Origin of the sequence: Nonomuraea cavernae (assembly GCF_040655715.1) — a bacterium.
Classification (GTDB): domain Bacteria; phylum Actinomycetota; class Actinomycetes; order Streptosporangiales; family Streptosporangiaceae; genus Nonomuraea; species Nonomuraea cavernae_A.
In genome coordinates this window covers 264,710-278,152 of record NZ_JBFAKL010000003.1, presented here as the reverse complement: position 1 = coordinate 278,152, position 13,443 = coordinate 264,710, and the positions used below count along the sequence as shown (strand labels likewise).

Sequence of the window (13,443 nt, the reverse complement as noted above, 5' to 3'; positions counted from 1 at the left end):
CGCGCCCCATCCATCACCAAGACTTTCACCGAGGCTTCTTCGTGGCGAACATCAAGTCCCAGATCAAGCGCAACAAGCAGAACGAGAAGGCCCGCCTGCGCAACAAGGCGGTCAAGTCCTCCCTGAAGACGGCCGTCCGCAAGTTCCGCGAGGCCGCCGAGCAGGGCGACGTCGAGCAGGCCGCCGCGCTCCAGCGCGTCGCCGCCCGGCAGCTGGACAAGGCCGTCAGCAAGGGCGTCATCCACAAGAACCAGGCTGCCAATCGCAAGTCCGCGATCGCCAAGCAGGCCGCCACTCTGGCCGCCAAGTAATCCTGGTTTTCCGAGCGCCGCACTCCCTCAGGGGTGCGGCGTTTCTGTGCGCCCGTACCTCACCGACATGGGCATACCGCCGAGGTTGTGTCACAGTTTCGATATCACACGCGCATCGCCGCGGCGCATCGGCTGTGTCACCGTTGAAAAGATCTCTTGCCCTGCGTCCGCCCCTTGCCCAGAGTTCATCTAGACGGGTGAGGGGGGTCACATGCGGGGGCCGCTGGTGGTCAAACGCGCGCTCAGCCAGCCCATGCTGCTGCTGGCCGCGTTCGGCTCGATCCTGCTGGCCACCACGACGCTCGTCGCGCTGACCATGTACGCCTCCTCCATCGCCGAGGCGGGCGTACGCCGGACCATGGAGACCGCCTCGCTCAGCCAGGTCGCCGCGACCGTCGGCGCCCCGGTGACGGCGGCCACGTTCCCCGGGCTCGACCAGGCCGTACGCGCCCGGTTCGGCGAGGCGTACGCCGGAGCGCCCGCGGACATCACCACCAGCTTCCGCTCCGACTCCTACGTGCTGCCCGGCCAGGAGGGCCGCGACCGGCCCGAACTGCTCAGGTTCGGCAGCTACGACGGCCTCGACCGGCACGCCAGGCTCGTCTCCGGCGTCTGGCCCGGCGCCACCGCCGGGAAGGGCGAGACGGTCGAGGCGGCCATCTCCCTGTCGGCCGCCTCGGCGACCGGCTTCAAGGCCGGCCAGGAGTTCACCACCGAGAGCCGCCTCAACAGCGAGCCGGTCAAGGTCCGCATCACCGGCGTCTTCCAGCTCAACGACCCCTTCGGCGCCCGCTGGAACGGCGAGGAGCTGCTCAGCCGGGGCCTCGAAGCAGGCGAGTACACCACCTACGGCCCGCTCATGGTCTCCCGCGAGACGTTCCTCGGCCGCTTCGCCACCAACGTCAACGCGACCTGGACGGCGGTCCCCGACCTGCGGGCGCTGGCGCCGGAGCAGCTGCGCCCGTTCGCGGCCCGGGTGGCCGAGCTGCGGTCCGCGCTGCACGCGAACGGCTGCGGCTCCTGCACCGCCGCCAGCCGGCTGCCCGAGCTCCTCACCCAGCTCGGCACCGCCTCCCTGGTCGCGCGCTCGACCATGCTGATCCCGGTGCTGCAGTTGCTCCTGCTGTCCGCGTACGCGCTCATGCTGACCGCCCGGCTGCTCGCCGACCATCGCCGCATGGAGATCGCGTTGCTGCGCTCGCGGGGCGCGGGCACGCCGCGGCTGGCGTCCCTGGCGGGAGGTGAGGCGCTGCTGGTGGCGATCCCGTGCGCGATCATCGCGCCGTTCCTCGGACCGCCGTTGCTGGCTCTGGTCAACTCGCTGCCGTGGATCAGCGCCTCGGGGGTGCGGCTGACGCCGCCGGTCGACCTGGGCACGTTCCTCGTCTCGTTCGGCGTGGCCCTGGCGGCGGCCGTGCTGCTCGTGCTGCCGGCGCTGGCGGGCGCGCGCCGTACCTATGTGGAGGAGCAGTCGGCGCGCGGGCGCGGCGGCGGACGCGGGCTGATCGAGCGGGCGGGCGCGGACCTGGCGCTGCTGGTGGTGGCCGGGCTGGCCATCTGGCAGCTGCGCCACTACGGCGCGCCGGTCACCACCACGGCCACCGGCGACCTCGGCATCGACCCGCTGATCATCTCCGGGCCGGCGCTGGCGCTGCTCACCGGCGGCATGCTGGGGCTGCGCCTGGTCCCGCGCGTCTCGAAGCTCGCCGAACGGCTGACCACCGGGCGGCCCACGCTCGCCCCCGCGCTCGGCGCCTGGCAGGTGAGCAGACGCCCGCTCAGGTACGCCGGGCCCGCGCTGCTGCTGACGATGGCGATCGCGATCGGCATCGTGTCCATGGCCACGGCGTCCACCTGGCGTACCTCGCAGCAGGACCAGGCCCGCCACCAGGCCGGGGCCGACCTGCGGATCTCGGGGCCGCCGGACGGGCCCGAGCTGGGCACGTTCGGCCGGGGGACGGCCTTCGCCGCGCTGCCGGGCGTCACGGCGCTCTCCCCCGCCTTCCGCGGCCAGGTCGAGTTCGGCGGCGAGGACGCCGTGCTGCTCGGGCTCGACGCGGCCAAGCTGGCGGACGTGTTCCAGCTCCGTCCCGACCTGTCGGCGGGATCGGTCGCCGAGCTGTCCAGCGCACTCCGCGCGGGTGTCCCGCACGCCGCGGTCCTGGAGCTTCCGGGCCGCCCCGCCACGCTGACCGTACGGGCGCGGACGGACATGGACGCGCCGCTCCGGCTGGTCGTCTCCGACGCCCTCGACGTGTGGCGCGAGGTGCCGCTGGGCGTACTGCGCACCGGCGACAACCGGATCGAGGTGGACCTCACGACGCTGGCCGGGCGCAGCGGGAAGATCACCTACCCGCTGGCGATCCGTGGCCTCGTCGCCGGTCGGACCCAAAGCGGCGCACCGACGGTCACGCTGACCGGCCTGAGCGCCGACGGCGGGCCGATCCCCGTGCCCACCACCCTGGACGTCGTCGGATCCCAGCCGGTGGCGGCCACCCCGGGCTCCTCCTCGACGTCCTGGCCGCTTCCCGTCGTGCTCACCGCCGGCCTCGCCGACACGCTCGGCCTGTCCACCGGCGCGGTCGGACGCGTCAGCCTGGACCGCAGGTCCATCGACATCAGGGTGGCCGGCATCGTCGACCGGATGCCGGCCACGGCGCCCGACCAGCAGGCCGTGCTCGTCGACTGGGGAGACCTGCAGGCCGGCGGGCTTACGGCCGGGCAGCTCGCCAGGCCCGCGACCGAGTGGTGGCTCGCCGCCGAGGGCGGCGACGCCGGGCCCGCGCACGCGGCGCTGAAGCGCGATCCCGGGTGGGACGTCACCGTCGTCGAACAGCGCGCGCTCGCCGCCGAACTTCAGGACGATCCGCTGGCCAGCGGCCTGCAGGGTGCCCTGATCCTCGGCTTCGTGGCGGCGCTGGTGTTCGCGGCCCTCGGGTTCCTGGTCAACGCGGTGGTCGCGGCCCGGGAGCGGATGGCGGAGTTCACGATCCTGCGGGCGCTCGGCGTGAGCTTCCGGCAGGTGTTCGGGCTGCTGGCGATCGAGCAGACGTTCGTCATCGGGCTGTCGCTGATCGCCGGGACCCTGCTCGCGGTCGTGGTCGGGGTCCTCGTGGTGCCGCACATCGTACTCACCGGGCAGGCGTCGGCCGTCACACCCGGAGTGGTCCTCGACATCCCGTGGCTCGCGACCGCCGCCCTGCTGGCAGGGGTGGCCGTACTGCTGTTCGCCATCGTCGCCGGGCTGGCGCGGCACCTGCGCGGTCAGGGGCTCGGCCGCGTGCTCCGCATCGGGGAGGACCAGTGAGGATCCTGCCGCTCGCCCGGGCGCACCTCGGCACGATGGCCGTGCTCGCGGTGCTCACGTTGAGCGCCTGCCTGCTCGTCGCCGGGCTGCCCCGGCTCGTGCAGGGCTCGTTCGACGCCGCGCTGCGCGAGTCGCTGCGGGGCGCGGGGGCCTCGCAGGTCGATCTCACCGTACGGGTCGCGACGAACTCCCGCGAGGACGACCTGATCGAGCGCGCCCAGTTCGACTCCAGGGACGCGGAGTACCGGGCGCTCCTGCCCGGGCCGCTGCGCCCGCTCGTGGTCCCGGCCGGCGCCTCCACCGGCCACGCCAGCGCCAAGACGTACGACACGCCGGTCCGCGGGTCGGGCGGCATGACGTTCGTCAACCTCGCCTGGCTGTCCGATACCGACCGGCGGGTCCGCTGGATCGACGGCAGAGCCCCCGGCTCGCCCTCCACCATGGCGTACGAGAAGGCGACCATCCCGGTGTTCGAGGTGGGCATCGTCGATGAGGCCCGCGCCAAGATGGGCCTCCGGCTCGGCGACGTGGAGATCATCGGGGAGAGCCACCCCGCGGCGGTCAAGATCGTCGGCGTGTTCGCGGCCACCGACCCCGCCGATCGCTACTGGAGCCACCACGGCGACGTTCTGCACGTCACCGAGACGCAGCCGCCCGGCAAGCTCGACCCGGAGAGGCGCACGACCGCGCTGATCTCCGACAGCGGCCTGGCCGTGCTGAGCGGCGCCGACCGCAACCTGCGCTACGGCTGGGTCCTGCCGGTCGACCCGGAGGGGTTCACGTCACTCGGAACGTCCGAGGTCGCCACCGCGATCACCGTCTTCGACCGCGGGGTCGCGCTGCGGTCGGCGAGCGTGCTCAGTCAGACCTGGCTGGAGACCTACCTGCCCGAGCTGCTGACCGTTTTCGTCGCCGCGATGGCCACCGCGCGGACCGTGATGTTCCTGGTGCTCGGCGGCCTGCTGATGGTGGCCCTCGGCGTGATCGTGCTGGCCGTACACCTGCTGGCCGACCGGATGGACCACCCGCTGGCGCTGGCTCGGGCACGCGGCGGATCCCTGCGGCAGGTCGCCGGGGCGGGTACGGCGCTGGTGACACTCGCGGTGGCACCCGCCGCGCTGGCCGGCTACGCGCTGTCCTTCCTGGTCCCCGGGCCGGTGACGTGGATCGTGCACGCCGGGCCCGCGCTGGTGGTCGTCACGGCCGCCGGGTTCGCCGCCGCGCGGCTGGCGCTCACGCATCGCGCGCCGCTGCACGAACGCCGCGACGACGTGGTCTCCACCCGCCCCTCGGCCCGGCGGATCACGTTGGAGGTGCTGGTCGTGGTGCTCGCGCTGGCCGGCGCCTACCTGCTGCGCAGCCGCGGCCTGACCGCCCAGGGGGCGGGGGACGATCCGTTCCTGCTGTTCGTGCCGATCGCCCTGACGGTGGCCGCCGCGCTGATCACGATCCGTTGCTACCCCTATCCGCTGCGCCTGTTCGTACGCCTGGCCGCCCGCCGCCGACCGGCCGTCCCGTTCCTGGGGCTGACCAGGGCCTCCCGCGCGCGGTCCGGCAGCGTGCTGCCGGTGCTGATCCTGCTGCCCGCGCTCGGTGTCTCGGTGTTCGCCTCGGTGATCTCCGGCGGCATCGCCGACACCCAGCGGCTGGCCTCCTGGCAGAACGCGGGAGCGCCGATCAGGCTGACCTCGGCCGTCGAGCTGCCGGCCGAGGCCGTCGAACGGGTTCGCCGGGTGCCGGGCGTGGAGCTCGTGGTGCCCGCCCAGACGGCCCAGGTGCAGCTCGGCTACGGCGGCGAGCGGGCCGACGCCATCGCGGTCGATCTGGACGGGTGGCGGCAGGTGCTGGCGGGCGCGCCGATCAGCGTGCCGGCCATGCCGGACGCGCCGTCCGGCGTCACCGCGCTGGTCTCGCCCGAGCTGCGCGGGCGAGGCACCATGGACGTCGGCTGGCTGAAGCGGACCAAGGTCACCGAGGGCGGCGTGATCTCCTCGGCGCCGGGATTCTTCTCCGGGAAGCCGTTCCTCGTGCTGCCCTTCGAGGTGAACGAACGCCCGTCGGTCAACGCGCTGCTCATCAAGGGCGACGCCGACCCGGCGGCCGTCCTCAAGGCGTCGGGATCACCGCGCGCCACGGTCGCCACGCAGGCCGGGGAGCTGGCCGCGATCGAGGGCGGCCCGCTGACCACCACCGTCCGGAACGTGCTGCTCATCACCACGATCGCGCTGGCCGCGTACGCGCTCGTCGCGGTCATCGTCACGCTGGTGATCGGCGCGGCCGAGCGGGCCAGGGCGCTGTCGTTCCTGCGCACGCTCGGGCTGTCCGACCGGCAGGCGCAACGGCTGACCGTGCTGGAGGTGCTCCCGATGATCCTCATCACCGCGGTCGTCGGCCTGGCGCTCGGCCTCGGCCTGCCCGCGGCGCTCGGGCCGAGCGTGGACCTGTCCTCCTACGCCGGCGGGGTGGCCGTCGGCGACTTCGACCTCGACCTGGTCACGCCCGCGTTCCTGGCCGCCGGGCTCGCCTTCGCGGCCGTGCTCGGCGCCTATGTCCACACCGCCATCAGCCGCCGCCGCGCCCTCGGCGCGACGCTTCGAGTGGGTGAGCTCACGTGAATCCGACCCTGTCCGAACTGGAAGCCCAGGCGAGCGTCGAACGCGCCGCCTTCGGCGGCGACGCGCACATCGTCTGCGACAACCTGGTGCGCATCTACAAGACCGAGGGCGTCGAGGTGGTGGCCCTGCAGGGGCTCGACCTGCTCATCCAGCGCGGCGAGCTGGTCGCCATCGTGGGCGCGTCGGGCTCGGGCAAGTCGACGCTGCTCAACGTGCTGTCCGGCCTCGACGTGCCCACCGCCGGCGTGGCCAAGGTCGCGGGCATGGACCTGCTCGCGATGACCGCCAAGGACCGGCTGCGCTACCGGCGCGAGGTGGTCGGGTTCATCTGGCAGCAGACCGCGCGCAACCTGCTCCCCTACCTGACCGCGCGGGAGAACGTCGAGCTGCCCATGAAACTGGCCGGCAAGGCCCGCCGAGGCCGCGCGCTGGAGCTGCTCGACCTGCTCGGCGTCGGCCACAGCGCCGGGCACGGACCGGCCGAGCTGTCCGGTGGCGAACAGCAGCGGGTGGCGATCGCGGTCGCCCTGGCCAACTCCCCGCAGCTCATCCTGGCCGACGAGCCGACCGGCGAGCTCGACAGCGAGACCTCGGCCCAGGTGTTCGACGCGCTGCGCAAGGCCAACCGGGAGCTGGGCGTCACCGTGGTCATCGTGACCCACGACCCGCTCGTGTCGGAGCAGGTCGACCGGACGATCGGCATCCGCGACGGGCGCACCAGCAGCGAGACGCTGCGCCGGGAGGACGCCGAGGGCCGGGTCGTGGCGCAGGAGTACGCGGTGCTCGACCGCGTGGGCCGGCTGCAGCTCCCCCGCGACTTCACGAACGCCCTCGAGATGGAACGCCGGGTACGCCTCGAACTTGAGTCCGACCATATCGGCGTATGGCCGGCCCGAGAGGAGCCCTCCAGTGAGCAGTGAGCCGTTGGTCCTGGTCGAGGGCCTGCGTAAGGTCTACCGGAGCGGGCCCAAGGAGGTCGTCGCGCTGCGGGAGGTGTCGTTCGAGGCGTTCCCCGGCGAGCTGATCGCCATCCGGGGCCGGTCGGGCTCCGGCAAGACCACGCTGCTGAACCAGATCGGCGGCCTCGACCGGCCCGACGCCGGCCGCGTCGTCGTGGAGGGGCGGGAGGTCACCTCGATGTCCGAGGACGACCTGCTGGAGCTGCGGCGCGACGTGGTGGGGTTCGTGTTCCAGTCGTTCGGGCTGATCCCCGTGCTGTCGGCTGCGGAGAACGTCGGGGTGCCCATGCGGCTCCGCCGTACGCCGGTGGAGGAGCGGGAGAAGCGGATCCGCATGCTGCTCGCCCTCGTCGGGCTGGAGCAGCACGCCAACCAACGCCCGTACGAGCTGTCCGGCGGCCAGCGGCAGCGCGTCGCGATCGCCCGCTCGCTGGCCAACCGGCCGAGGCTGCTCGTCGCCGACGAGCCGACGGGGCAGCTCGACTCCCAGACGGGCCGCCAGATCATGCAGCTACTGCGCGCCCTCGTGCGCAGCGAGGGAGTCACCGCGCTGGTCGCCACGCACGACCCCGGCCTCATCACGCTCGCGGACCGGGTGCTGGAGATCCGCGACGGCGTGCTCCAAGAGGCCGCGCTGCAGGAGTCCTGACAGCCGGCGCCGATGATGTCAGGCACGCGATGGCATCGCGATAGCGGACGTGTCAGCCGAGCGGCCGGTCAGCGGCCCGTGCGGTTGGCCACGATGACCTGAACGGTGTGCTCCAACGCGTAGGCGGGGTCGGCGCCGCCGCCCTTGACCTGCTCGTCGGCCTCGGCCACGGCCTGAATGGCCCGGGACAGGCCCTCGGGACCCCAGCCGTTGAGCTGACGCTTCACCCGGTCGATCTTCCACGGCGGCATGCCCAGATGGCTGGCGAGCTGCCCGCCACGCAGGTTGCGGGGCGCGCCGCCGACCTTGGCCACGGATCTCAGCCCGCCGGCCAGGGCACTCACCAGCAGCACCGGCGCCACACCGGTGCCGAGCGCCCATCTCAGCTGCTCAAGGGCCTCACCGAGCCGCCCCTCGATCGCCGAGTCGGCCACATTGAACCCGCTGACCTCCGCACGCCCCTTGTGGTAGCGGCCCACGGCCGTGACGTCGATCGTCTTCGCCTCGGTGTCGAACACCAGCTGACTGCACGCCGCGGCCAACTCCCGCAGGTCGTTGCCCACGGCCTCAAGAAGCGTCTGCGCGGCGTCGGCCGAGATGCCCCGGCCGGCCCGCTTGATCTCACCCTTGACGAAGTCGAGCCGCTCCCCCGCCTTGGTCACCTTGTTGACGGTGACGACCTCGGCTTTGGCCTTCTTGAGCCCATCGACCAGTGCCTTGCCCTTGACCCCGCCGGGATGCGCCAGGACGAGAACGGCGTCGTCGGAGGGGTGCGCGGCGTAGGCCAGGACCTCGGCGATGACGTCCTTCACCAGATCCTGCGCGGACCGGATCACCACCACGGTCCGGTCCCCGAACAGCGACGGCGAGGTCAGCTGGGTCACCTCACCCGGCGTCACCTTCGACCCGACGAGATCGTGCACCTCGGCGCCCGTGTCGCCGGCTCGCGCCGCCGCCACGACCGCGCCGACCGCCCGCTCGGCCAGCAACTCCTCGTCGCCGACGACCAGGGTCACGAGTGCTGGATCGGTACGCGCCATGTCGAGCAGCATGCCACGCCCGGCCGTCAACCCGGTACTCGACCATCACCGCCCACGACTGACCCCGATTCGCTCCGCCACGCTCCCTGGAACAGAGACGAACGGCGGTCGCGGCCCCTTCCGCCGCCACGCGGTCGGCCGAACGCACCATGCGGATCAACCCAGCAGGCGACCGGGCCGACCGGCCGAGACGACCGAACCGGCGAACGGCGAACCGGCGAACCGGCGGACATGCCAACCGACGGACATGCCAACCGACGAGCGAGACGGCTGAACGGGTGGGTCAAGGTTCTCGGGCCACGACGGCGAGGGCTCCGTTCTGCTCCACCACCGCGAGGTCGCCGAACTTGTCGGTGCGGTAGATGCGGGCGCCGAGGCGGTGCAGGAGGGCGATCGTGGGCTGGGCCGGGTGGCCATAGTCGTTGTCCGCGCCCACGCTGATCAGCGCCGCGCGGGCGCCGACCGCCGCGAAGAAGGCGGGATCCTGTCTCGATGATCCGTGATGCGGGACCTTGAGGATGTCGGCGCCGGGCAGGGGACCATGAAGCAGCCGGTCTTGGGCCTCGGTCTCGATGTCGCCGCTGAGCAGGGCTGACCCGGCTCGCCAGCGTACGTGGACGACGACGCTGGAGTTGTTGACCTCGCTGCCTTCTCCCTGGCCACCGTTGACGTGCGTCTGCGCCGGGCCAAGGACGGTCAGCTCCGAGGGGCCCAGGCGCCACCGGGTGCCTGGTGGCACCGTCCACTCGGGGATGCGACGCCTGGCCAGATCAGCCGACAGACGGGACCAGCGGGACTGATCAAACCTGTGGGACTCAGAGAGGTGGGACCCAGGGAGGTGGGACCCAGGGAGGTGGGACTCCTGGGACTTATGAAACTCGTGGGACTGGGACTGGGACTGGGACTGGGACTCGGACTGAGGCTGAGGCTGGGGCTGGGGCTGGGGCTGGGGCTGGGGCTGGGGCTGGGGCTGGGGCTGGGAGTCGTCGTGGGATGACTTGTTGGAGGTGGGGCGCTGCGGGCTGACGACCACCGCTCCGACGCGCCGTCCTCTGAGAACACCCGGCAGGCCGTCGACGTGATCGGCATGGGGATGGGTGAGGATCACCAGAGGCACGTCGTCTATCCCCAGCGTGCGCAGACAGCGATCCATGCTCACGGGATCGGGCCCGGTATCGACCACCACACCTCGCCCCGGCCCTGCCGCGATCACCAGGCCGTCGCCCTGCCCCACATCGCACATCACCATCAGCCACGCCTTCGGCGGCCACGGCGCGGCGATGGGGCGAATGACGAACACCGCGACCAGCGCTCCCCCGGCCACCGCGAGTGTCACCGCTCGCCAAGCGCGGCGCCTCCAGATGACGACGACGGCGGCGACCGTGATCGCGAGCAGGCTTAACCCTTGAACACCGCCCGGCCATGGCAGGGTGGCCATGGGGATGTTCACCGCCCAGCGTGCGACCGTGATGATCCAGCCCACCGCGTAGCCCGCGGGAATGACCAGCAGCTGGGCGGCCTCGGGCCAGAAGGGGGCGACCAGCGCGGCGGCGAAGCCCAGCAGGGTCGCGGGCGCCACGGCCGGGCCCGCCAGCAGATTGGCCGGCACCGCGACCGGCGACAGCTCACCGGCCATCAACACCAGCACAGGCGTCACCGCCACCTGCGCCGCCGCGGGCACCGCCACGGCTTCAGCCACCCATCTCGGCATCCGCACCCGGCGCCCGGCCGACCGCGCGGGTATCCGGTCTCTGGCCAACCGCGCGGGTACCCGGCGTCCGGCCAACCACGCGGATACCCGGTCTCCGGCCAACCGCACGCGCACACCATGCTGGTCACCCAACCGCGCTCGTGCCCGATCCCACCCGACCCGTCGCGCCCACTTTCCGCGCTGCGCTGCCGATCGCCTCAAGGCGCCCGCGTCGGCCCCAAGCGTGGCTTCACCGTTGTGGGAGGGCTTCGGCCGTGCCAGATAGGCGATGCGTCGTGGACTCGTCCGGGGCGGAAGGCCATCGTCGGGGTGTGGACCGGTCAGCGGAGTCGGTTGAGGTGAAGGACTGGACAGGCGGTCGCGCCAGCGCGGGGCGAGAAGCAAGATTCCGGCGGTTGCGAGGACGGACAGGGCGAAGCCATACGAACGGGAGAGCTCGGGGGCGAAGAGGATCAATAGGAGAACGGCCGCCGAAAGCGCCGCCACGCCGTCCTTGGCCCGGCCGGTGCCGAGAGCGACAGCGGCGACGAGGCCCATGAGGAGCGCGCGCAGGACACTCGGAGACGGCCGGGCCACCACCGCGAACGCGATCATGGCTATGGCGGCGAAGACGGCTCTCAGGATGAGGGGAAGGCCCGCCAGGCGCGACAGGGCCAGAGCCGCACCTGCCACGATCGACAGATTGGTGCCGCTCACCGCGTTGAGGTGGCTCAGACCCGCTTCCTTGAGGTCCGAGCTGACCTGAGGATCCATCCGGGAGACGTCACCCACGACCAGCCCGGGGAGGAGACCTCGCTGGTCGGCGGGAAGCACGTCCGCGGCGGTGCGCAAACCGGCCCTGAGCGTGCCCGCCACGGCCTGCAGCCGGCTCGGCCCGGTGAGGACCCGAGGTGGTCCCCGGACCAGCAGAACAGCGCTCACCAGGTCGCCAGGGGTCGCCTCGGCGAGCCTCGCGGTGACCTCCAGACGCTGGCTCGGGAGCAGGGAACGCCACTCGGCGCCGTTGGCGAAGACGGTGATGGGCGTCCGCGTCACCACGCGCTGCCGGGCGGTGCGATAAACCTCAAGCTCTGCGGGAACCACCACCCTTTCCCGGTGGAAACGCCCGCGACTGATCACTCTCGGGTCGTCCGTCAACGTGATCTCGGCGGTGACCGTCGCCCCCTTCGCCGCCAACTCGGCCACCGGCCCGGTGCTGACGGCGTATACCCGGAGCCCCACCGACGCTGAGGTGGCAGCCAGGCAGGCCAGCACAGCGATGGTCACGTTGCGCCAGGGCCACGGGGCCGAGGGGGTGAACCAGCACTGCCTCCGAGTGCCGACGATCCTCCGGCCGGGTGAGGCGGCCAGCCAGGACCTCAGGTATGCGGAGGTCGGGCGGACATGGCGGAGCGGGCGCGAGGCGGGAGCTTCCCTACGCGCGCGCCGGACCCATCCTGTGCCCCGGGAGTCCGGAGCTTCCCCGCCTGCGCGCCAGAGGCATGCCGTGCCCAGGGCTCCAAGCGAGGTCACGGCGAAGACGATCAGGCCGGCCGTCGCGGAACACCCGAGCAGGACCAGCGCACCGGCCCAGACCGTGAGCGCGGGCAGGACCAGAACCCAGGAATGCTCGCTGAGTGGGCCACTACCACCAGGCGGGCGCGGCGCGTCCTCACTGAGATGGGCGTTACTGGGCAGGTGCGGTGAGTGCTCGTTGAGAGGGGCGTTACCGGGCAGGTGCGGCGAGTGCTCGTTGAGAGAGCCGTTACCGGGCAGGTGCGGCGAGTGCTCGTTGGGAGAGCCGTTACCGGGCAGGTGCGGCGAGTGCTCGTTGGGAGCGGCGTCGCCACAGGAGCTCGCGGAGTCGCCGGGGGAGCTCGCGGGAGGGTCTCCCGCCCGACTTTCGGCGCGCGGGGTGGCGGGCAGATCGCGGGACATGTCAGACGCGGACCTTGCCTTTGAGCTCGTCATAGGTACGCGGCCCGATGCCGCTCACCTCCCGTAGCTGGTCGACACTGGTGAACCCGCCGTGGGCGGTGCGGAACTCGGCGATGCGGGCGGCCAGGACCTCGCCTACGCCGGGCAACTGCTCCAGTTGGTCGGCTGTCGCCGCGTTGAGATCGAGCACGGCGGCGGCGGGGTCTGCCTGCGCCATGCCGGGAGCCGATGGGCCCGCCGGGGCGCCGACGACGATCTGCTCGCCGTCGACCAGACGCCTGGCCAGGTTGACCGAGCCCGCGGCGGCCGTCTGCCGTGCTCCCCCGGCCGCCGTCACCGCGTCGGTCACCCGGGCGCCCACGGGGAGGGTGTAGACGCCTGGTTTGCGCACCTTGCCGGTGACGTGGACGGTCACCTGCGCCGTAGGGGTCGAGGCCGCGGGAGTGGCCATGGGCAGGGGCGGCAGGGGCGAGGGCGCTACCAGGGGCTCCGGGGCCGGTTGGGATCGCCAGAGGAAGACGCCCGCGACCACCGCCGCGACCACGCCGAGCATGAGCAGCACGCGGAGCCCCGGACGGCCGGGGTCGAGCGCCGGGGCCTGGGCCGCGATGGCGGTGCGGAAGGCCGCGAAGGAGGGCGGGACGGACATGGGCGGCACGGCGGGTGGCCGGGGAGCCGAGCCGGGGGCGGCGATCGGAGCCTGTGAACGTGAATCCCGCGTGACGGCACGCTGGGACCGGCGCTCGGGCGCGGTGATCGACCGGAGGCGTGACTCGGCTATGGTCTGTTCGGCCGTCAGGTCGTGGGTGCGCACGCGGACGAACGTAGAAGCCTCGGCCCCTAGGGCGTTGGGGTGAACGACGTTCTGGGGACAACCTGGCAGCGGGTCACGGACCTGTGGACAAGCCAGAACGGCCCAGACAGGGCAGCCGGC

The 13,443-nt window shown here is 72.4% G+C and carries 8 protein-coding genes; 5 read left to right on the top strand and 3 right to left on the bottom strand.

Annotation, left to right across the window (positions count from 1 at the left end; translation table 11 throughout):
- Nucleotides 1-41 precede the first annotated feature (41 nt).
- The 5 genes from rpsT (at nt 42) to AB0I38_RS06570 (ending at nt 7,841) form a co-directional block, all read left to right on the top strand.
- On the top strand, nt 42-311 hold the full coding sequence (rpsT, locus tag AB0I38_RS06590) for a 30S ribosomal protein S20 (RefSeq protein WP_358462970.1): 270 nt from the start codon (nt 42-44) through the stop codon (nt 309-311).
- A gap of 211 nt (nt 312-522) precedes the next feature.
- A complete protein-coding gene (locus AB0I38_RS06585; RefSeq protein ID WP_358462966.1) occupies nt 523-3,618 on the top strand; it encodes an ABC transporter permease in 3,096 nt (1,031 codons plus the stop codon).
- Entirely contained in the window at nt 3,615-6,233 is a 2,619-nt protein-coding gene (locus tag AB0I38_RS06580) for an FtsX-like permease family protein (protein WP_358462963.1), read from the top strand. The genes AB0I38_RS06585 and AB0I38_RS06580 overlap by 4 nt, the downstream gene beginning before the upstream one ends.
- The gene (locus tag AB0I38_RS06575) at nt 6,230-7,153 is read left to right on the top strand and encodes an ABC transporter ATP-binding protein (RefSeq protein WP_358462960.1); all 924 of its coding nucleotides are present in this window, start codon (nt 6,230-6,232) and stop codon (nt 7,151-7,153) included. Before AB0I38_RS06580 ends, AB0I38_RS06575 begins: the two co-directional genes overlap by 4 nt.
- A complete protein-coding gene (locus AB0I38_RS06570; protein ID WP_358462957.1) occupies nt 7,143-7,841 on the top strand; it encodes an ABC transporter ATP-binding protein in 699 nt (232 codons plus the stop codon). Before AB0I38_RS06575 ends, AB0I38_RS06570 begins: the two co-directional genes overlap by 11 nt.
- A 68-nt stretch (nt 7,842-7,909) precedes the next feature.
- Here the strand turns inward: AB0I38_RS06570 and holA are convergent, their stop codons facing one another.
- The 3 genes from holA to AB0I38_RS06555 all read right to left on the bottom strand — a co-directional run bounded on the left by holA (nt 7,910) and on the right by AB0I38_RS06555 (nt 13,323).
- A complete protein-coding gene (gene holA, locus AB0I38_RS06565) occupies nt 7,910-8,893 on the bottom strand; it encodes a DNA polymerase III subunit delta (RefSeq protein ID WP_358463249.1) in 984 nt (327 codons plus the stop codon).
- A 271-nt stretch (nt 8,894-9,164) separates the two neighbouring features.
- On the bottom strand, nt 9,165-11,858 hold the full coding sequence (locus AB0I38_RS06560) for a ComEC/Rec2 family competence protein (RefSeq protein WP_358462954.1): 2,694 nt from the start codon (nt 11,856-11,858) through the stop codon (nt 9,165-9,167).
- Between the two features lie 652 nt (nt 11,859-12,510).
- Nucleotides 12,511-13,323, bottom strand: coding sequence for a helix-hairpin-helix domain-containing protein (locus AB0I38_RS06555; protein ID WP_358462951.1), 813 nt, complete (start codon nt 13,321-13,323; stop codon nt 12,511-12,513).
- Between the last annotated feature and the right edge of the window lie 120 nt (nt 13,324-13,443).

Excerpts from the sequence above, each read along its gene's own strand:
- AB0I38_RS06585 (WP_358462966.1), top strand. The coding sequence starts at position 523 with ATGCGGGGGCCGCTGGTGGTCAAACGCGCGCTCAGCCAGCCCATGCTG.
- holA (WP_358463249.1), bottom strand. The coding sequence starts at position 8,893 with ATGCTGCTCGACATGGCGCGTACCGATCCAGCACTCGTGACCCTGGTC.